Genomic DNA, 20,071 nt, shown 5'->3' with positions numbered 1-20,071 from the left:
TATAATTTCATAAAAAAGGAGATTTTATGGCAAAAATATTAGTAGCTATTGCAAATGGCTTTGAAGAAATAGAAGCAGTAAGTATAATTGATATTGCTAGAAGAGCAGATATTGAAGTTGTTATTGCTGGAGTTGAAGACATAAATCTTATTGGAGCTCATAATATACAAATAAAAGCTGATGTAAAAATAGAAGAGGTATCAACAGAAAGTTTTGATATGATAGTGTTACCAGGTGGTTTACCAAATGCGTTTACTCTAGCAGAAGATGATAATGTACAAAGACTTCTAAAAGAGTTTAAAGAAAAAAATAAAAAGATTGGTGCTATTTGTGCAGCTCCTTATGCTTTACATAAAGCTGATGTTTTGGAAGGAAACTACACTTGTTATCCATCTTTTGAAAAAAAGATAAAAGATGATGGCTACCAAACAGAACAAAATGTGGTTACAGATAACAATGTAATAACATCAAAAGGACCAGCAACTTCTATATTCTTTGCTTTAGAGATAGTTAAAACATTAAAAGGTGAAGAAGTTTATAAAGCTATAAAAAATGGACTTTTAGCTTAAAAAGTAGATTTTAAAAATCTACTTTTTTAATAAGCCTACAATTAAACTTTAGCTACACTATAAATTAAAAAAATTTATAAAGATTTTAGAATATGTCACAAATACCACAATTTACACATCTACATCTACATACAGAGTATTCATTACTTGATGGTGCAAATAAGATAAAACCTTTAGCAAAAAAAATAAAAGCACTTGGAATGACAAGCGTAGCAATGACCGACCATGGAAATATGTTTGGTGCAATAGATTTCTATAATGCTATGAGAGCTGAAGGAATAAAACCTATTATTGGAATGGAAGCTTATATCCACAATAGTGAAGAAATAAGTGATAAAACAAATAGACAGAGATTTCACTTATGCTTATATGCAAAAAATGAAGTAGGGTACAAAAATCTTATGTATCTTAGTTCAAAAGCTTATATGGAAGGTTTTTATTACTATCCAAGAATAAACAAGAAACTATTAAAAGAAAACTCTGAAGGACTTATTTGTAGTGCTGCTTGTCTTCAAGGTGAAGTAAATTGGCATTTAAATACACAAAATGAAAGAAATTTAAAGTTTGGTGCAAAAGGGTATGAAGAAGCAAAAAAAATAGCTCTTGAGTATAAAGAGATTTTTGGAGATGATTTTTACCTTGAGATTATGAGACATGGAATAGGTGATCAACATTTTATTGATGATCAAATATTAAAAATTGCATATGAAACTGGTATAAAAGTAGTTGCAACAAATGATACACACTATTTAGAACAAAAAGATGCTGATGCGCATGAAGCTTTTATGTGTATAGCTATGAATAAACTTTATGATGATCCAAATAGATTAAGACATAGTGTTCATGAATTTTATTTAAAATCACCAGAACAAATAGCAAAACTTTATGCAGATATTCCAGAAGCGATAGAAAATACTCAAGAAATAGCAGATAAATGTAATTTAACTATAAAATTAGGAAATCCAACACCACCAAATTTTAAATTTACAAGAGATAAATTAAAAGAGATAAATTTAGATATCCCTGAACCAGAAAATGAATACTCTTTAGAAAATGATAAAGTTTTGTTTTGTTTTGAATGTAGAAAAGGACTTGAAGATAGATTAAAACTTGTTCCATCTGAAAAACATGAAGAATATAAAGAACGACTAGAAGTTGAAATAAATATTATCAATAATATGAAATTCCCAGGATATATGCTAATAGTTTGGGATTTCGTAAGAGTTGCAAAAGAGATGGGGATTCCTGTTGGTCCTGGAAGAGGAAGTGCTGCTGGAAGTTTAGTTGCATATAGTTTAAAGATTACAGATATTGACCCAATTCCTTATGGTCTACTTTTTGAAAGGTTTTTAAATCCAGAAAGGGTAAGTATGCCCGATATTGATATGGACTTTTGTCAAAGTAGAAGAGGAGAAATTATAGACTATGTTGTAAAACAATATGGACGAGCCAATGTTGCCCAAATTATTACTTTTGGTAAACTTTTAGCAAAAGGGGTAATTCGAGATGTTGCTAGAGTTTTAGATATGCCTTATGCAAAAGCTGATGCTATGGCAAAGCTTATACCTGATGATTTAGGTATAAACCTTACACAATCTTGGGAAAAAGAATCAAAGATAAAAGAACTTTGTGAAGCTGATCCACAAGCAGCAAGAGTTTGGGAATATGCTTTAGCTTTAGAAGGATTAAATAGAAATGCAGGAACACATGCTGCTGGAGTAGTTATTTCAAATGAACCACTTTGGAATAAAACACCACTTTTTAAACCAAGTGGACTTGATACAATAGCCACTCAATATAACGGAAAATATATAGAAGATGTTGATTTAATCAAATTTGACTTTTTAGGACTTAAAACTTTAACTGTTATTGATGAAGCTATCAAGCTTATTGAACAACGACATAATAAAAGAATTGACTTTAGAACAATTGATGTAAATGATAAAGGTGTTTATGACCTAATCCAAACTGGAGATACTTTAGGACTATTCCAAATAGAATCAGATGGTATGCAAGATTTATGTAAAAGATTAAAGCCTTCAAATTTTGAGGATATTGTTGCCGTTCTTGCACTATATCGTCCAGGACCAATGGAATCTGGAATGCTTGATGATTTTATCGAAAGAAAACATGGTCGTGCAAAAATTGATTATTTCCATGATGAATTGGAATCTGCACTAAAACCTATTTTAGAAAATACTTATGGAGTTATTGTTTATCAAGAGCAAGTTATGCAAATTGTTCAAAGTGTTGGTGGATTTTCACTAGGTGGTGCTGACTTAGTGCGAAGAGCAATGGGTAAAAAAATTAAAGAGGAAATGGATAAATTAAAAGGGCAGTTTGCAGATGGAGCAGAACAAAAAGGATATACAAGAGCCTATGCAGAAGAACTTTTTGATTTGATTGTAAAGTTTGCTGGATATGGTTTTAACAAATCTCACTCAGCTGCTTATGCTCTTATTACTTTTTATACTTCTTATTTAAAATGCTACTATTCATCAGAATTTATGGCAGCACTTTTAACACTAGAAAAAGACAATACTGATAAAGTTGTAAGATATGTAGATGAAGTAAAAAGACTAGGGTTAGAACTTTTCCCACCAGACATAAATAAATCTGATCTTGTATTTTCAGCAAAAAAAGTAGATGGTAAAGAAGTTGTAATGTTTGGAATGGGTGCAATCAAAGGTGCTGGAGATGTAGCTATTAACTCTATTTTAAAAACAAGAGAAGATGGTTACTTTACAGATTTTGCAGATTTTATTTCAAGAATTGATGGAAGTAAAGTAAACAAAAGAGTTATAGAATCTTTAGCAAAAGCAGGAGTTTTTGATAGCTTTGGATACACAAGAAAATCTATTTTAAATCAAATTGAAAAAATTATGGATAGTGTTGCAAAAGCATCAACTGCAAAGAAAATGGCTACTGGTTCACTATTTGGTGATAGTGAAGAACTTACAAAAATTGATGTTGAATTAGACCATCTTGATGAATTCTCATCAAAAGAACTTTTGGAACTTGAAAAAGCTAGTTTAGGATTTTATGTATCAGGACATCCACTTGATGAATATAAAGATAAACTAGAAAAAATAAACTATACTCTTTCTTCTCAAATTGATGAATTAGCAGATGGAAGTCAAATATTAATCGTTGGGAAAGTAGAAACAATATCAGAGAAAATATCAAAAAAAGGTTCTAAATTTGGTATTGTTTCAATTCTTGATTATCATGGAACAGTTGAATTTATGCTATTTGAAGATAAATTAAAAGATCTTAGAGATAGTTTTGATTTAGAAGAACCGATAGCTTTTAAAGTTCGTATTTCAAAAACAGAGCAATTTACAAGAATGAGTGTTTTGAAAATAGAAACTATTTTTGATGCACAAAAAGAAAAAGTAAAAATCAAGCAAAAAGAGGTAATCGAACCACCTATAACTATTTCAATTCCATTTAGTGAAGATGAAAACTTAATGCATGATTTATTTGATCTTGTAGCAAATAATCAAGGGAAAAGAGAACTAAAAATACTAATAAAATCAAAATTAGCAGATTTAGAAATAGAAACAGGGTTTAAAGTAAATTCAGAAATTGAGAAATTAATACATAATATAAAAGGAGCATATATTGAAGATGTTTCAGATACTTCTAACAAATGATGATGGATATCACGCAGTAGGATTAAAAGCTTTAATTGAAGCATTAAGTCCAATAGCTAGAGTTACAGTTGTAGCTCCAGCAAAAAATAAATCAGCTTGTGGGCATTCATTGACTTTAGATAGACCACTTAGAATGATTTGTGTTCAAGATGATTTTTATAAAATAGATGATGCAACACCAACAGATTGTATATATATCTCTTTAGGTAACCTTTTTAAAGATGGTTATAAACCAGATTTGGTAATCAGTGGTATAAATATTGGTGCAAATATGGGAGAAGACATCACATATAGTGGAACAGCTAGTGCTGCTATGGAGGCAGTTTTACATGGAATTCCTGCTATTGCAATATCTCAAGTATGTAAAAATATGTGTCAAGGGATAGATGAAGGATGGGATTTTGAACTAGCAAAACAAACTATTGTTAAGTTAGCAAAGAAAATCTTAGAAGGCTCTTTTCCATTAGATGAAAGAAAGTTTTTAAATGTTAATATTCCGCCAATTAAAGCAAAAGATTGCCAAGGTATTAAAATCACAAAAGCAGGCTATAGAGAGTATGGAAATGATGCAGATAGACATACAAATCCAAGAGGAGAAGAGTTCTATTGGATTGGGCTTCATCCACTTATCTGGAAACCAAGCATTGATAAATCTTGTGATTTTGAAGCGATAAAAGAAAACTATGTATCAATCTCTCCTATCAAACTTGATATGACATCACATAGTGATATAAAAAATTTAGAAAATTGGCTAAACAATTAAAAAGGAAAAACATTGGATTTTACAAAATCAATAACAAAACATATAGTAAAACTTGTAGGAACTCTAAAAGATGAAGAAGAACTACAAGAAGTTTTAAAAAGAAAATTTACAAGAAGAGAGTACAAAACTTTTATAGCTTTTGAAGAAGGTAAATCAATAGATGAAATAAAAGCTATTTTAAGAGAAGAAGATATTGAAGAAGTAGAAAAACTATATCAAACTGCTATAAAAAAATTAAATCAAGAGATTTTCAAAAGGGAATTAGTAGATTTTTAATCTACTAAAGAACCATTTTTATATCACTATGTTCACCTAAGAGTCTAAAAAGTTCTTTTCTATCATCTTCATTGTGAACTAACATTTCCAAAGTATAGCTTTTAAACTTACCTTTTGAACTAGTTTTTGATGGTTTTAGATTATGTTCTCTTTCTAAAATTACCTCTTTTACACATTTTTTTATATTACAATCTTCTAAAACAACTAATTTATATTCCCAACTACAAGGATAATCTAATTCTAGTTTTTTATCATTCAAATTTATCATCTTTTAAAATCTCCACTTTTCCCACCACATTTACTCTCTAATTGAATATCAGAGATAACCATTGATTTATCGATAGCTTTAACCATATCATAAATAGTAAGAAGTCCTATACTAACACCTGTTAAAGCTTCCATCTCAACACCTGTTTGACCATTTAACTTTGCTGTAACAAAAAGCTTAAAACTATTTTCTGCTTCATTTTCTTCAATATCACAGTTTATACCACTTAATAGTAAAGGATGACACATAGGTATCAATTCATGAGTTTTCTTTGTTCCCATAATAGAAGCAATAACAGCTGTCTGTAAAACTGGACCTTTTTTAACACTATTTGATATTATTGCTTCATAAGCTTCTTTTGACATAGTTATTTTACCACTTGCAACAGCAACTCTTTTTGTTTCATTTTTATCTGAAACATCTACCATTTTTGGACGATTATTTTCATCAAGATGTGTTAAATTCAAAATATCACCTTTTTTATTTTATAAATTATTCTATTAAAATTTGGGTTAAATTGGAATTAAGAATTTTTTAAATATAATCCAACCCTAAATTTAAAAAGAAAGAGGGTGATTTTAGTGCCAGGCATTAAAGTTAAAGATAATGAATCTTTTGACGAAGCGTATAGAAGATTTAAAAAGCAATGCGACAGAAACCTAATCGTTACTGAAACTAGAGCTAGAAGATATTTTGAACCAATGACTGAAATCAGAAAAAAACAAAAAATTTCTGCTAGAAAGAAAATGCTTAAAAAATTATATATGCTTAGAAGATACGAATCAAGATTGTAAGAGATTTGTTATTTCCAAGAAAAAGCCCAGTTCGTTTGAATTGGGCTTTTTTTATTTCTAAAAAAAGGTAAATTATGGAAATATTTATATTTTTATCAGTATTAATACTTGCTTTAGTTGTTTTTATATTTATAATCTATACTCTTATAGATGTAGTAAGAAATGAATTTGAAACAAATACTATCAAAATTATATGGGTACTTATCATAATACTTTTTGCTCCACCACTTGGTAGTATATTATATTTTTTAGTAGGAAGACAACAAAAAATAAAAAAAGATTTTTAATATTTTATATAAACTTAAGTATGAGTTCCAAAGTAAAAAGTAAAGTATAAAATCAATCTATCGAAATTTTAATCAAAACAAGAGAAAATAAAACTACCTTGAAACTCACACTTAAATATACAAAGAGAAAAGATTCTCTTTATATATCTGTATTAAAACTCCATTTTCATAGAAAATGCAACACTTCTAGGATCTCCTAAATATCTACTACTTGCCCAATAATCTTTCCCAGTTAAGTTTGAAACATTTAATAAAAATGTAGTTGGGAATTTATCAAATTTTGTTTTATATCTTAAACCTGCATCATAAAGTGTATATGATGGAATTTTATCTTTATTATAAATATCTCCATATTTTTCACCAGTATAATATGCTCCACCAGTTACAGTTAAGCCTTGAATCATAGGAATATTATACTCTGCATACAATTTTGCCATTTTAGAAGCTGCATTTATTGGTTTTTTACCTTCTTGTAATTTATCATTTGATTTTTCTACCTCTATATCCATCAAAGTTCCACCACCAAACAATGTAAGATTATCAGTAACTTTTCCTGTAAATGTAAGTTCAATTCCTTGATGTATTTGTTCACCATCTTGAACATATTTTGGCATTGGAGTTGCATTATCAGAGTATTGATTTGCCTTTTCTATTCTAAATAGTGCTCCTGTTAATAATACACTATCATTTAAACTATATTTTGCTCCAACTTCATATTGTTTACTTACAAGTGGGTCTAATATTTCACCTCTATTCGAATAATTGTCTCCAACAATAGTTCCTTGTTCTAAGCTCTCTATATATGTTACATAAGTTGTTAAATCATCAAATGGTTTATACATTAAAGACAATGTAGGAGTTAATTCTGATTTATCATATTTTGAACTTTGAACTCCACTCCTATAAGATGTTTGAATTACAGTAGCATAATTTACTCCAACTAAAGCACTCCATTGTTCATTAAAGACTATATCATCACCTATTAATATATTTTTATATTGTGCTTTATTATCTGGTACTTTTAATCCATTTGGTGCAATTGCACTTGGAAGAGATGAATTTTTAATTTCATCTAATGTTTTTCCTTCTAAATATATATTAATTGCATAGCTACCCATCAAATATTTTTGATAATTTTCTGAGTAACCTATTGTTAAAAGATGATTTACATCAAAAGTCTCAAATTTACTATCTAAATATATATTAGCTGAATAATTTTTAGATTCTTGTCCTTGAGTTGGATATTTAAAGTTATAAGCATTATATAAACCATCTGGTCTAGTATATATTGATTGTGTAGCAATTAATTTTCTATCAGATTTCTCATAAAGAAATGAACTTCTAAGAGTAAAAATATCATTTATATCCCATTTTAAATTTGTCATCACTCTATCATTTTCTTCATCTGTTGATGTCCAATCTGAAGAATAACTTTTACTAACATCAAGATTTGGACGATATGTATTTACATAGAATATAGATTTCATATTTTCTTGTATTAATTTTCTATGAGCATAATTTAAATCCATAGTAAAGTTATCTGTTGGTTTATAGTCAAATGCTAAGCTTACATATTTTTGCTCTTTTCCTACATCTGCTACACTATCACCATCTTGGTAAAGAGCATTTATCCTATATCCAAAAATATTTTTATCATCTATTTGTCCACTTAAATCTATATGTCCATAGTATTGCTCACCTCCATAGTTTCCTATTTTTATGCTTCTTGTATCTTCCAAAGTTGGTTTTTTCATCACATAGTTAACTGCTCCTCCAACTCTTCCACCACCATATAAAAATCCAGTTGCACCACTAATTGTTTCAATTCTCTCTAAATCTTCCATAGTTGTAAAACTATGATAATAGGCTAAAGGCATACCATTTATAATTGGATTATTAGAAGAAAAACCTCTAATAACATTTTCTTGATTTCCAGCAAGTTGATATCCACCATCTTGAGTTAAAGGGTTCATTTTAAATATTTGTGCCATATCATTGGCTTGTACATTTTCAATAAGTTCTTGTGGTATTACTGTCATAGAGTAAGGTGTATCTTGTAAACTTCTTTTACCCCAAAGTCCAACACCTGTTATATTATCAGTTAAATATCCAGATTCAGCACTTCCACTTTTTCCACTTGTTACAGATACATCATCTAATATATATGTTTTATTTATAACTTTTACAGTGGGTACCTCTTTGATAATAATTGTATTATTATCAATAGTAGCTTCAAGTCCTGTACCTTCTAAAACTTTATCAAGAGCATTTTTTGTACCTTCAATATTTTCTAATTTTGGAGATGTTTTACCTTTTAAAAGTTTTCCATCTACTAAATATGGCATATTTGATTTACTTGCTATTTGTTTGATAGCTTCCTCAAGATTTTGTTTTTCTAAATTAAAACTCTCGTTTCCATAAAGGCTTAAAGATAGAGCAAAACTTAGAACAATCTTTTTACAATTTGAATATTTCATTCAATTTTCTCCTATTATTTATTATGAGAATTGGTTTCTCTAATTAGTAAGACGATTGAACTATCAAAAAGTGGACGTCTTTTTATAAGAAATTTTAAAATTTCTTATAAATATATGTAGAATCGTCCTTTTTATCAACTTTTAGAGGGTATATTTTTGTAAGAGCAAATATAAATTTATCCATATCATGTATAGAAAAAGAGCCACTTACTGTGTAATTCTTTATATCTTTTTGTATTAGTACATTTACATCTTGATATTTTTTGAACTCATCTATAGCTTTTTCTAAAGTATAATCTTGAAAAAATAAAACTCCATCTTTCCAAGAAGCAATACTTCTTACATCTATATCTTTTAATATCATTTTACCATTTAGCTTATCAAAGGATATATGCTTTCCATTTGTTAAAACTGCTAAGTCTCTAAATTCATCATTTTGATTTTGTCCAACTTTTACTTTTCCACTGATTACATCTACTGATATTTTCTCTGCATCATTTTTTACTTCAAAATTTGTACCTAAAACTTCCACTTTTATCATATTTGCATTTACAATAAATGGTTTAGTTGTATCTGGTGATACATCAAAGAGAGCTTTTCCATTTATAATATTTACTTCTCTTTTATCACTATAATATTTTATATCCAATACCGTTTTAGCATCAAGAATCACTTTTGAGCCATCAGGTAAATCTATCTCTTGTATTTGTGTGTTTGTAGCAAAATTATGTTTTATTCCAAAATTTATATATTCATTTACAGCAAAAAAACTAACTGCTACTATCAAAATAATAGAAGCTACTATTTTTAAAAAATTTGATTTCTTTAAACTATTTCTACTTTTTATATTTTGGTGAACTTCTTGTGATATTTTTGATTTTATATCTTTTGATAAAGAAGAATAAAGAGATTGCAATCTTTCAACTTTTTCAAAAGCCTTTTTATGTGCTACATTCTCTTCTGTCCAAGATTTGAACTCTAATTCTTGATTTTCTATAAAACCATCTTTTTTACAGGTAAAAAAATAAGCTGCTTTTTCTTCTATAGTTTCTTTCATCTTAATTCCAATCTTTATCTTCTATATATTTTGTAAGTTGTGTAGTCGCTCTTATAACATATTTTTGTACTGTGTTTACATTTATATTTAATATAACAGCAATCTTTTTTTTATCTAAACCATCAAAAAAGTGTAAAACAAAAACCTCTTTTAAATATGGAGGTAAAGATTCTAAAGCCTCTAAAAGTAACTCATCTTTTTTTGTCTCCATCAAAACCTCATCTGGTTCTTCTTCTTTAGAACAGAAATTTCTTTCATCATCATATTCAATAAATTGTTTATTTTTATTCTTTTTTGAGTAGTCAAAGGTTAGATTTCTAGCAACTTTATATAAAAAAGCTCTTTCATTTTCTATATTTATTTCTTTTTGTCGTTCTAAGGTTTTTGCATATGTTTCTTGTACTATTTCTAAAGATAGTTCTTTGTCTCCTGTCATTTTATGGACAAATAAAACTAATTCTTTGTAGTATTGCTGCATTTTATTTCTCTTGATTTTTTTTAATGAAGATTATCAAAACTAATTTTAACTCTAACTTATTTGGATATAAATTTCATAGAATTATTGAATATATATTATTTTCTGACACCAAATTGGAACTGAAAAAAATTTAATTGATTTGAAGATTATGAATAGCGAGTTCGATATTCGAATGGTACCCTGGTAGGAGTCGTAAAAATTTATATAAGTCCTGTATTATAATAGTTACAAGAATATAATATTTTTACAACGCCCTGATTTACGCCCTAATATCTTCACTTAAATGAATAATATTACAACAAAGTTTATTTATACTTTAATTTTATCACTTAATATCTAAATTTATCAAATAAAATAAATTTCTTTTTTTACTCATTCTACTTATATACTAAAAACTATTTAAAATTTCTCTCTTAAAATACCCATCACAATCCTCTAAACTATAAAACTTTAATTTACCTAGTAAATTTAACTCTTTTGATAAAACTGATGCAATTACATAACCATCTTGTATTTCGACAGTTTTAAGCGTGTATATGGCGTTATTTAACATGATATTTTTATTTTGATATTTTAAATTTAGAATTTCAATTGATAAAATCTCTTTTTTTGGTAGTTCAAACCTTTTAACAGTAAATTGAATATTTTTATCTTGTTTAGGGCTTTTTAATATTTTAAAACTTACATGTATATCAGTATATGAGTTAATTGAGATAATTGTATCTTTTAATTTTTTATGGAAGTTAAAAAAAGAATCAAATGATTTTTTATTAATTTCCATAACTGTTTTTAGATTATCAATAGATATAACAAATATTTCAAAGCTAATACTTTTTAGATATTCATATAGTTTAATTTCTTCTTTTCTTTTTAAATTTACTAGATTTTCTAATCTATACTTTGTAAATTTATCTTTTATATCAAGCAAGTAATCTTTTAAATCTTCTGATAATGGAACTTTATAAATACCATTTTTCTTATCATAGATTATTTTACCAACTAAAGAAACTTCAACTTCTTCTTTATCATCATTTTTAACTACTACAAAAACAGAGCTAAGTTTTCTAAGACTTCTTTTTATATAACTATGTATATTTCTCTCATTAAAATTAAAAGCTCTCACTTCATCTTTTGTAATATAGTAGTAATCTTCAAACTCTTTATTTGTAGCATTAACTTTAGAAACTAATAGTTTTAATATTTTTAAATCTCTTACTTCTAAAAAAGTAAACTCTCCTCTAATAAAACTATTCTTTTGAACAACAACTAACTCTTTTTTCATACTTTTTCCAAATTTGATAATAAATATGATTAAATATTAGAAATTTTTTTAATATTTTATACATCAAAATCCCAATTATTTAATCAAAAGTACGATGTAAAGCCACTTTCCATAATATATTGTCCCAATTTTGTAATAATTTATATAGAAATAATCATCTAAAGTACCCATTAAAAGTGTGCTTTAAAGCAAAAATTCAAATTCCAATAAAAATATATTAAAAAAAGATTTAGAAAAAAGGCAAATAGCCAATACATCGAACTTCTTGATAGGATTTTATGTTTGATTGACTGAAAGATATATTCAATTCAAGAAAGATTTTGTGATACTTAAATATAATCTTGATCTAAAAATATTACTAAATTTAATATTTTTATGATATTCAGTAAAAAATTTTAGAGATTGAAAGATATATAATTGAAAAAAATTAAAAATTATTTTAAAACATATAATTTAAATAAGTTTTTTAGTACAGGCACTATAAATAGAGGTATATTTATAAGATGAATATGAATGTAATAGATTTATTTTCTGGTTGCGGTGGATTTTCTTATGGTTTCCAAGATGCAGGGTTTCATATTATCGCAGGTGTTGATAATGAACAATCTGCATTAAATACTTTTAAATTAAATCATGAAAATTCAGAAATATTTAATTTAGATTTATTTAAAAATGAAAGTATTGAAGATCTTGCAAAATTTGGAATAGAAAGAGGTGGTGTTGATCTTATAATTGCAGGACCACCATGTCAAGGATTTTCTTTAACTGGTTCAAGAAATAAAGAAGATGAGAGAAATAAATTATTCTATTCTGTTTTTTCATTAGCCAAAAAACTTGGAGAACTAGGACATAAACCTAAAGCAATAATCATTGAAAATGTACCTGGATTAGCAACTCTATATGATGGTAAAGCAAAATTGGATATTGAAAAGCAATTTGAAATTCATGGTTATACACATAATTCTCAAATTTTATACGCTCCAGATTATGGGGTTCCACAAATAAGAAAAAGATTATTCTTTGTTGGATTATTAAAAGAATATGGAAAATATGAATTCCCAAAACCTATTTTAAAAGAAAGTGAATATATTGGTTGTGAAGATGCAATAGGAGATTTATCTCCTTTAGTAGATGAACTAGGAAGTGAAATTTCTGATTATATATCTAAACCAAAAAGTAATTATCAAAAATTAATGAGAAAAGGTTCACAAAAAGTTTATAATCATATAGGAACAAAACATACAGAGGATGTAATAAATGTTATTTCTCAAGTACCAGAAGGTGGCAATCATAAAGATCTTCCTCCAGGAGTTGGTACTAATAGAAAATTTAATGAGGCATGGACAAGATATCATAGTAAAAAACCTTCAAAAACTATAGATACTGGACATAGAAATCATTTCCATTACAAATGGCACAGGGTACCAAGCGTAAGAGAGAATGCAAGATTACAATCATTTCCAGATAGATTTAAAGTATTGGGAACAAAAACCCAACAATACAGACAAATTGGAAATGCCGTTCCTCCTTTATTGGGATATCATATTGCTCAAAAATTATATGCTACTTTGAAAGATTTTGATGAAAAAAAATAAATATACTGTTATTGATTTATTTTCAGGCTGTGGTGGATTATCAGAAGGATTTAAACAATCAAATAATTTTAATTTTTTAGCTTTTGTTGAATGGGAAAAGAAACCTTGTGAAACACTAATAAACAGATTAAAAACAAAATGGAACTATAAAAATGCTGAAGATATAGTTTTAAGATTTGATTTACAAAGAACAAATGAATTAATTAATGGTTGGGAAAATGATGAAAATTATGGTTCTAATCCTGGACTTAATAAACTTATAAATACTGATTTAGATATTGTAATAGGTGGTCCACCTTGTCAGGCTTATTCAATAGCGGGTAGAGTTCAAGATAAAAATGGAATGCAAGATGATTATAGAAATTATCTTTTTGAAAGTTATGTAAAAGTTGTTGATAAATATAAACCAAAAATATTCGTATTTGAAAATGTTCCTGGTATGCTAAGTGCTAAACCTGGTGATATACCAATTATAGAAAGAATTACAAATGCTTTCAATGAAATTGGTTATGAAATATCTAATGATTTAAAAAACAAAGCTCTTATAGATGCATCTGATTATGGTGTACCACAAGTAAGAAAAAGAGTAATTATTATTGGTATTCAAAAATCTTTATTTTCAGATAATTCACAAGAGATACTGAATGATTTTTATCAAAATATATTACCATCATTTAAAGTTAATAAAAAAATGACTGTAAAAGATGCATTATCAGATTTAACACCTATTTATCCTTTATTAGAACAAGATAATAGAAAGTCTCATGAAATAAATTGTAATAAATTTTGCAGTCATACTCCTAGATTTCATAGCTTAAGAGATCAAGGTATTTTTTATGAATTAGCATTAGATAAATTAAATGGAACTAATAAATATCCTGATACTAAATCTTTAATTGATTTGTATTACCAAAAAACAGGTAATCAATCAAATTTTCATAAATATAATGTTTTAGAATATGATAAACCTAGCAATACAATTCCTGCTCATTTATATAAAGATGGATTAAGGCATATTCATCCTGATCCAAAACAAGCAAGAAGTATAACTCCTAGAGAGGCAGCTAGATTACAAAGCTTCCCTGATGATTTCGAATTTATTGGAAGCATGGGAGATAAATATAAAATGATAGGAAATGCAGTTCCACCTAAGCTTTCAAAAGTTATTTCGGAAGCAATTTTAAAATTATTAAATAATTAATTATTGTGCTATACTAAACTAAAAATTTAAGGATTTTTAGTGTTTTATTCTAGCAATCTTGATAGCCTTATATTTAATATGCATCAACATTTATCTAATGTAGATGAACTAATTATTATTTCTGGATATGTAGGGCCTGTACCTGTTTCTAAATTATCTAGATTACCATTTAATACTAAAGTTTATTTTGGTATGTATGGAGAGGGTGGAATAGGTATAGCTTTACATAATAATTTACTTCATTCTCAAACAATTTATCAAAATATAGATATTGCTTATTCTTCTTCTGGGGTACATTCAAAATGTTATGTATGGAAATATCAAGGTAATATTATCCATGCATTAATTGGCTCTGCAAATTTTTCTACAAATGGTTTAACAACACCCAATAGAGAAGTTTTAACTGTTGCATCGAGAATGGCATACAATGATTTGAATTCATATATTAATTATGTTGATTCAATTTCAAATAATTGCACAAATATTACAGTAGGTCAACCACAAATTAGAACGAACTCATTAAGCACTAATATTCAAAATAATTTAAATATATGCAAAATGACTCTTTTAGATAGATCTGGAAATGTACCTCAAGCAAGTGGTATTAATTGGGGGCATGGAAATGGTCATGTTACGCCAAATGATGCTTATATTGCAATAAGAAAAGAATATATCAGAAATTATCAATTTTTATTTCCTCCAAAACAAATTGCTCCTAGAATAAATTTAAATCAAGGACGTCAACAAAGACATAATGATATTATAGAAATACTTTGGGATGATGGAATTGTAATGGAAGGATTATTAGAAGGTAACCAGATTGAGAATGGATTAATTTACCCAAAACAAATAAGCTCATTCCCTAATAAAAATATTATGGGTAATTATTTAAGACAAAGATTAAGATTACCACAAGGATCACTTGTATCATATCAAGATTTGCAAAATTATGGTAGATTTGATATAAGCGTATCCCTACAAGGTGCAGGTGTTTATAATTTTGATTTTTCTGTATAGAATTATAGTTATTTCAAATTTAAATAAATAAAGATAGTCGATTTATTATGTAATTCCTCAAAGATGGTTGAGTACCAACGCCAATATACTTAACTATCTTTTGAACTGATAATCCAAGTTTATATAATTCTTCAATTTTTTCTTTATGTTCATCATACATAGATTTTACAATTTGACCTTTTTGTCTTCCAAGAATTTTTCCTTTAGCTCTTGCAACAGCTAATCCTTGTTTTGTTCTCTCACTAATAATTTCTCTTTCAGTTTGTGCAAAATATCCATAAATTGAAATTAGTAAATTTGATAGAGCAGAGTTATCAGTTGATAGTTCAGGCTGATTTATAAAAATTAGTTTTATATTTTTAGAATTAAATTTTTCAATTAGATTTAAAATCTCTAACATATTTCTTCCAAGTCTTGAAAGCTCTGTTACAACTAAAGTATCATTTATTTCTAATTTTAAAAATAAATCATCTATTAATCTTTCTTTTTGATTTTTTCTACTTGATACTTCAACTTCAATAAAATCTTCAATTTGGATTTTTTTATTAAATGCAAATTCTAAGATTTTATGTTTTTGATTTTCTAAAGTTTGTTTGTCCGTAGATACTCTAATATAAGCATAATATTTACTCATTTTTACCTCTTATAAGTTTAATCCTAATGATTATATGTAGGCTTATCTTACTTATTCCTGTAGGTTGAGCATTTAGACAACTAAAATTTATTCATTTAGATGAACGGTTAGATGAATATAAAAATCTAAAAAATTTAAATACTTAGAATTAGAAATTTAATAAAAACATTACAAAATGCAATATTTTTATAAATAAATTTATTAGTATGCTATAATTTCAAAAGTTACACAAGAATAGGAGTTAAACTCCAGTATTTTACTAATTAAAGTAAAATCGGAATGTTAATAGCATTCAAGTTATTACAGGGCAGATGATAGATATATATTAAGATAATAAAGTATCAATAAAAAAAATCATCACTCTTAATGTGTCTACTTAGTTTACTAGTTCTAATATACTTACTTATACTAAAAGTGGCACTTAAAAACCGTTAATAGTACCAAAAAACTTACAAAAGAATGTGTGGCACGACTTGTTTTACAAGTGATTTTTTTGATAGGAGGTATTCGATATGAAATTTAAATATAAGTCAAAAAAGACTAAATTTAAATTACAATTAGGGATAATAGATTATATTTATATATCCTCAGGTGCTACAGCAGTAGCAACAGTTATTAACGGTTTATTTTATAAAAAAAGAAATTAAAATTTGAATCCTTATAGTTGTACCTTATATAATTGCAAATCATTAAACAAACTAAAATCTTATTTAAATATTGAAGATGATAAATATTTTAAATCTTTAAAAACTGATTTATCAGAAAATTCTTTTAAGTTCTTCAGAAAATTTGAAAAAAATGAAAGAGAATTATTTAGATGCAATACAAAAATAACTCAAATACATGAAAGACTTATAAAGCTTTTCAATATAGAAAAAAGTGAATATTTGAAATCTGGAGTAAAAAAAGAATCACATATTACAAATGCTTTAGCACATAAAGATAGTAATTTTTTTCTTTTAGTTGATATAAAAGGTTTTTATCCTTCAACAACAAAATCAAAAATTAAAAAACAGTTAATTATGACTTATCAACAATCTAGTAATGTTGCTGAATTTATATCAAATGCAGTTACCGTACCTCAAAAAAAAGCTAATGATAATAGAGCATTAGTAACAGGAAGTGTATTAAGTCAATATTTTGCATATGTAATAAATAAAAAGATGTTTGATGAATTATATGAATTATCAAAACTCAATGATGTGATTTTTACTGTTTATGTTGATGATATTTCATTTTCTTCAAAAAAAGTTTTAACATATAAATTTCATCAGCAAGTATATAATATTATAAAGAGATATGGCTATACAGTTCATAATGGAAAGGTATATAGAGGTAAGATTAATAATAAATCTAAAATAACTGGCGTTCATATTACTAAATATGGATTTAGACTTTTAAAAAAGCATAAAGAAAAAATTAAAGAATTGAAAAATAAAACAGATATAAAATCTAAAAAAAGTTTATTAGGAATGCTAAACTTTGCAATTCAAGTTAATCCAAAATATAGAAGATATAAAAAATTATTTAACCACATAATTTAGGGTAGTTCATCAGCTTTAAAGTCATAATGTCAGTCATTTGTGATTTTAAAGCACCTAAAATAACCTTATAAAAGACAAATTATGAGGTAACATTATGAAAAAGAAAAAATTCACTAAAATTAGAGAAAATATTACAGAAGTTGAGTACCAAAAACTATTAACTTATTTAAATGGGAAAGAAGATTTAACAACTAATACAAAAAACAATCTAAGAAGAACTTTTATTCTATTATATTTTACAGGTATGAGAGTTAATGAAGTAAAACAATTAAAAGTTAAAGATATAAATACTATCTTTGAAAAAGAAGAACTAATTATAGTTACTCATAAAACTAGAAAAGAAAGAAAACTATTCTTTTCAAAAGAAGCAATTAAACAAATTAAAAAACATTTTGTATTTAATGTTGATTCAAAAGATGATGATTTTATAATTACTACAAAAGGAAATACTTCAAAAACTCCAAATAGTTCAACATTTATTGCTAAAGTAAATAGTTTTATTCAAGAAGTTTTAGGACATAGATATTCATCTCACTCTTTTAGAGCAGGAATAATAACAGATATGTCAAAATCTATTAACCCAAAATTTATAAAAGAGTTCATAGGTCATAGTGACATAAAAACCACTATGAGGTATATTAGACCTACAGACGAAGATTTAAAGAAGTGTTTGATAAGGTAAAACCAACTTTTTATTTTAAAAGCTTATTTTTTATTCCATAACCCCTAAAGGTTTGTGGAATTTTGTAGTTTTTACTTTTTGAACACTTTATGGTACAGGAAATACTAATATAAGTATTTAGTGTTCTAAAAACTAGAAGTTAATGAACGGTCTGAGCGGAGTTTTATGTCCTATTTTTTGTTGACAGATTATCTGTATCTTCTATTATATCTACTCTATATAAATCCCCTACTTTTTTAACTTTTCTGAATATTCTTTTTTATTTAAATTTTTTCACTTCACATAGTTATATCAAAGTGATACAATTGATTATCAACAACCATTTTACTCCTTCTTTTTACTTTTGTTGGGATTATATCTAAAAACAACTATTGAAAAAAAATAATGTTTATTAAATTTTTATATTATTTGTGATACATTTACAAAAAAAAGGTTATATATGTACTCGGGATTATTTAAAGTCTGGCATTGGTTAAATGCAATTGTTATATCACTATTGGTATTTACTGTTCTTTTGAGGGAGACATTTTTTGATAAATATGACAATGCAAAAATAATTATCTCAAAGCTTAGTGAATTTTCTATAAATTTAACAAATGATCAAGCAATTTTAATTGCAAAAGCGATTAGACACCCATTATGGGAATGGCATATTATTTTAGGATATGTCTTATGTGCACTTCTGATTTATCGTTTTTTATTAATTTTTGATAAAAAAACTGTTGTAGATAAAGCTGAAGATTTACATATGAAATTAGTTAAAATATCTTATAAAATACTTTATCTTTTTATTTTTGCTGAAGCTGTCACAGGTTTACTTCTAGTATTTAGAAGAGATTTAGGTATAGAAAAAGATATTATTAATTTTGCAAAAGATATACATGAAATATCATATTATGCAATTTTGATTTTTATTCCTTTACATATAATAGGTGTAATAATTAAAAATAGAAAAGATAGGAATCTATTAAATAAAATGGTTTAAATTGAATAGATAACATAATAAGAAAATTGATGAGAGCGTTTAAAATTCCGTGTCAGTCACCTTTAGTTACATAAACTACATTTTTAAATGCTTATCTAATCTCCCTTCAAAAAATATTGCCAGTTGAGATAAGGTTAAGCTCCAATTCCAAACTGGCATAGTCCATTTTTTTGAGGCATTTTGAATTCCCATATACAATAATTTCATAAGTGAATTTTCATTAGGAAATGCACCTTTAGTTTTAGTAAGTTTTCTAAATTGTCTATGTACTGATTCAATAATATTAGTTGTATAGATAACTTTTCTAATCTCTTGTGGGTATTTAAAGTAATGAGATAAGTTTTCCCATTTATTATTCCAAGATTGTAGAACAATAGAATATTTTTTACCCCATTTATCATCAAGTTTAATAAGCTCCTCTTCTGCTATATCTTTAGTAGTAATTTTTGGAGCATATTCCAAAAGTAAGGTTTTTAAATTACATAACTCAACGTACTTTATTTTCT

At 26.6% G+C, this 20,071-nt stretch carries 19 protein-coding genes and 1 pseudogene; 12 read left to right on the top strand and 8 right to left on the bottom strand.

Annotated elements, in window-relative coordinates:
• Positions 1–26 precede the first annotated feature (26 nt).
• The 4 genes from ALANTH_RS00560 to ALANTH_RS00545 all read left to right on the top strand — a co-directional run bounded on the left by ALANTH_RS00560 (position 27) and on the right by ALANTH_RS00545 (position 5,264).
• Positions 27–569 (top strand): DJ-1 family glyoxalase III, encoded by a 543-nt coding sequence (locus ALANTH_RS00560; protein WP_026802916.1) that lies wholly within the window; start codon positions 27–29, stop codon positions 567–569.
• Positions 570–661: 92 nt separating this feature from the next.
• Entirely contained in the window at positions 662–4,225 is a 3,564-nt protein-coding gene (gene dnaE / locus ALANTH_RS00555) for a DNA polymerase III subunit alpha (RefSeq protein WP_026807157.1), read from the top strand.
• Positions 4,200–4,988 carry a 5'/3'-nucleotidase SurE gene (surE, locus tag ALANTH_RS00550; RefSeq protein ID WP_026802914.1) on the top strand — a complete coding sequence of 263 codons (789 nt, stop codon included), beginning with the start codon at positions 4,200–4,202 and terminating at the stop codon, positions 4,986–4,988. The genes dnaE and surE overlap by 26 nt, the downstream gene beginning before the upstream one ends.
• Before the next feature lie 12 nt (positions 4,989–5,000).
• Entirely contained in the window at positions 5,001–5,264 is a 264-nt protein-coding gene (locus ALANTH_RS00545; protein ID WP_026802913.1) for a hypothetical protein, read from the top strand.
• Positions 5,265–5,268: 4 nt separating this feature from the next.
• On the opposite strand, the gene ALANTH_RS00540 is transcribed toward ALANTH_RS00545, so the two are convergent.
• Together ALANTH_RS00540 and moaC are read right to left on the bottom strand one after the other, a co-directional pair.
• Positions 5,269–5,532 carry an HP0495 family protein gene (locus ALANTH_RS00540; protein ID WP_026807156.1) on the bottom strand — a complete coding sequence of 88 codons (264 nt, stop codon included), beginning with the start codon at positions 5,530–5,532 and terminating at the stop codon, positions 5,269–5,271.
• A complete protein-coding gene (moaC, locus tag ALANTH_RS00535) occupies positions 5,529–5,999 on the bottom strand; it encodes a cyclic pyranopterin monophosphate synthase MoaC (protein WP_026807155.1) in 471 nt (156 codons plus the stop codon). Before moaC ends, ALANTH_RS00540 begins: the two co-directional genes overlap by 4 nt.
• Before the next feature lie 114 nt (positions 6,000–6,113).
• Between moaC and rpsU the strand changes: the two genes are divergently transcribed.
• Both rpsU and ALANTH_RS00525 read left to right on the top strand, forming a co-directional pair.
• Positions 6,114–6,326 (top strand): 30S ribosomal protein S21, encoded by a 213-nt coding sequence (rpsU, locus tag ALANTH_RS00530; protein ID WP_004511155.1) that lies wholly within the window; start codon positions 6,114–6,116, stop codon positions 6,324–6,326.
• A 74-nt stretch (positions 6,327–6,400) separates the two neighbouring features.
• On the top strand, positions 6,401–6,613 hold the full coding sequence (locus ALANTH_RS00525) for a PLDc N-terminal domain-containing protein (RefSeq protein WP_026802910.1): 213 nt from the start codon (positions 6,401–6,403) through the stop codon (positions 6,611–6,613).
• Positions 6,614–6,765: 152 nt separating this feature from the next.
• Here the strand turns inward: ALANTH_RS00525 and ALANTH_RS00520 are convergent, their stop codons facing one another.
• From ALANTH_RS00520 to ALANTH_RS00505, 4 genes are all read right to left on the bottom strand, one after another.
• The gene (locus ALANTH_RS00520; RefSeq protein WP_026807154.1) at positions 6,766–9,090 is read right to left on the bottom strand and encodes a TonB-dependent siderophore receptor; all 2,325 of its coding nucleotides are present in this window, start codon (positions 9,088–9,090) and stop codon (positions 6,766–6,768) included.
• 94 nt (positions 9,091–9,184) lie between these two features.
• Entirely contained in the window at positions 9,185–10,147 is a 963-nt protein-coding gene (locus tag ALANTH_RS00515; protein WP_026807153.1) for a FecR family protein, read from the bottom strand.
• Position 10,148: 1 nt separating this feature from the next.
• Positions 10,149–10,625 (bottom strand): RNA polymerase sigma factor, encoded by a 477-nt coding sequence (locus ALANTH_RS00510; protein WP_026802907.1) that lies wholly within the window; start codon positions 10,623–10,625, stop codon positions 10,149–10,151.
• 388 nt (positions 10,626–11,013) lie between these two features.
• Entirely contained in the window at positions 11,014–11,907 is an 894-nt protein-coding gene (locus ALANTH_RS00505; RefSeq protein ID WP_026807152.1) for a replication initiation protein, read from the bottom strand.
• 503 nt (positions 11,908–12,410) lie between these two features.
• Here ALANTH_RS00505 and ALANTH_RS00500 point away from each other — a divergent pair.
• From ALANTH_RS00500 to ALANTH_RS00490, 3 genes are read left to right on the top strand one after another with little or no spacing between them, the layout of a single operon-like run.
• Entirely contained in the window at positions 12,411–13,502 is a 1,092-nt protein-coding gene (locus tag ALANTH_RS00500; protein ID WP_029888265.1) for a DNA cytosine methyltransferase, read from the top strand.
• Positions 13,489–14,703, top strand: a complete 1,215-nt coding sequence (locus tag ALANTH_RS00495; protein ID WP_026807151.1) for a DNA cytosine methyltransferase — start codon at positions 13,489–13,491, stop codon at positions 14,701–14,703. Before ALANTH_RS00500 ends, ALANTH_RS00495 begins: the two co-directional genes overlap by 14 nt.
• Before the next feature lie 39 nt (positions 14,704–14,742).
• Positions 14,743–15,720, top strand: a complete 978-nt coding sequence (locus ALANTH_RS00490; RefSeq protein ID WP_026807150.1) for a restriction endonuclease PLD domain-containing protein — start codon at positions 14,743–14,745, stop codon at positions 15,718–15,720.
• A 19-nt stretch (positions 15,721–15,739) separates the two neighbouring features.
• Here ALANTH_RS00490 and ALANTH_RS00485 read toward each other — a convergent pair whose 3' ends face one another.
• Positions 15,740–16,354, bottom strand: a complete 615-nt coding sequence (locus tag ALANTH_RS00485) for a recombinase family protein (RefSeq protein ID WP_026807149.1) — start codon at positions 16,352–16,354, stop codon at positions 15,740–15,742.
• A gap of 650 nt (positions 16,355–17,004) precedes the next feature.
• On the opposite strand from ALANTH_RS00485, the gene ALANTH_RS00480 reads away from it, so the two are divergent.
• The 3 genes from ALANTH_RS00480 to ALANTH_RS00470 all read left to right on the top strand — a co-directional run bounded on the left by ALANTH_RS00480 (position 17,005) and on the right by ALANTH_RS00470 (position 19,565).
• Positions 17,005–17,898 (top strand): RNA-dependent RNA polymerase family protein, encoded by an 894-nt coding sequence (locus tag ALANTH_RS00480; RefSeq protein ID WP_026804107.1) that lies wholly within the window; start codon positions 17,005–17,007, stop codon positions 17,896–17,898.
• A 94-nt stretch (positions 17,899–17,992) separates the two neighbouring features.
• The gene (locus tag ALANTH_RS00475; protein ID WP_026804108.1) at positions 17,993–18,580 is read left to right on the top strand and encodes a tyrosine-type recombinase/integrase; all 588 of its coding nucleotides are present in this window, start codon (positions 17,993–17,995) and stop codon (positions 18,578–18,580) included.
• A gap of 439 nt (positions 18,581–19,019) precedes the next feature.
• A complete protein-coding gene (locus ALANTH_RS00470; protein ID WP_026804109.1) occupies positions 19,020–19,565 on the top strand; it encodes a cytochrome b/b6 domain-containing protein in 546 nt (181 codons plus the stop codon).
• A gap of 75 nt (positions 19,566–19,640) precedes the next feature.
• On the opposite strand, the pseudogene ALANTH_RS00465 reads toward ALANTH_RS00470, so the two are convergent.
• Positions 19,641–20,066, bottom strand: a pseudogene (locus ALANTH_RS00465) (transposase); the annotation flags it as partial.
• Positions 20,067–20,071 lie beyond the last annotated feature (5 nt).

It is taken from the genome of Aliarcobacter lanthieri, assembly GCF_013201625.1.
GTDB classification, from domain to species: Bacteria; Campylobacterota; Campylobacteria; order Campylobacterales; family Arcobacteraceae; genus Aliarcobacter; species Aliarcobacter lanthieri.
Note: the sequence above shows the minus strand (reverse complement) of the source record. Positions and strands in the feature narration are given on the sequence as shown.

Coding starts and splice junctions, on each gene's coding strand:
- ALANTH_RS00560 (WP_026802916.1), top strand. CDS start 27: ATGGCAAAAATATTAGTAGCTATTGCAAATGGCTTTGAAGAAATAGAA.
- dnaE (WP_026807157.1), top strand. CDS start 662: ATGTCACAAATACCACAATTTACACATCTACATCTACATACAGAGTAT.
- surE (WP_026802914.1), top strand. CDS start 4,200: ATGTTTCAGATACTTCTAACAAATGATGATGGATATCACGCAGTAGGA.
- ALANTH_RS00540 (WP_026807156.1), bottom strand. CDS start 5,532: ATGATAAATTTGAATGATAAAAAACTAGAATTAGATTATCCTTGTAGT.
- ALANTH_RS00525 (WP_026802910.1), top strand. CDS start 6,401: ATGGAAATATTTATATTTTTATCAGTATTAATACTTGCTTTAGTTGTT.
- ALANTH_RS00520 (WP_026807154.1), bottom strand. CDS start 9,090: ATGAAATATTCAAATTGTAAAAAGATTGTTCTAAGTTTTGCTCTATCT.
- ALANTH_RS00515 (WP_026807153.1), bottom strand. CDS start 10,147: ATGAAAGAAACTATAGAAGAAAAAGCAGCTTATTTTTTTACCTGTAAA.
- ALANTH_RS00510 (WP_026802907.1), bottom strand. CDS start 10,625: ATGCAGCAATACTACAAAGAATTAGTTTTATTTGTCCATAAAATGACA.
- ALANTH_RS00505 (WP_026807152.1), bottom strand. CDS start 11,907: ATGAAAAAAGAGTTAGTTGTTGTTCAAAAGAATAGTTTTATTAGAGGA.
- ALANTH_RS00500 (WP_029888265.1), top strand. CDS start 12,411: ATGAATATGAATGTAATAGATTTATTTTCTGGTTGCGGTGGATTTTCT.
- ALANTH_RS00495 (WP_026807151.1), top strand. CDS start 13,489: ATGAAAAAAAATAAATATACTGTTATTGATTTATTTTCAGGCTGTGGT.
- ALANTH_RS00485 (WP_026807149.1), bottom strand. CDS start 16,354: ATGAGTAAATATTATGCTTATATTAGAGTATCTACGGACAAACAAACT.
- ALANTH_RS00475 (WP_026804108.1), top strand. CDS start 17,993: ATGAAAAAGAAAAAATTCACTAAAATTAGAGAAAATATTACAGAAGTT.
- ALANTH_RS00470 (WP_026804109.1), top strand. CDS start 19,020: ATGTACTCGGGATTATTTAAAGTCTGGCATTGGTTAAATGCAATTGTT.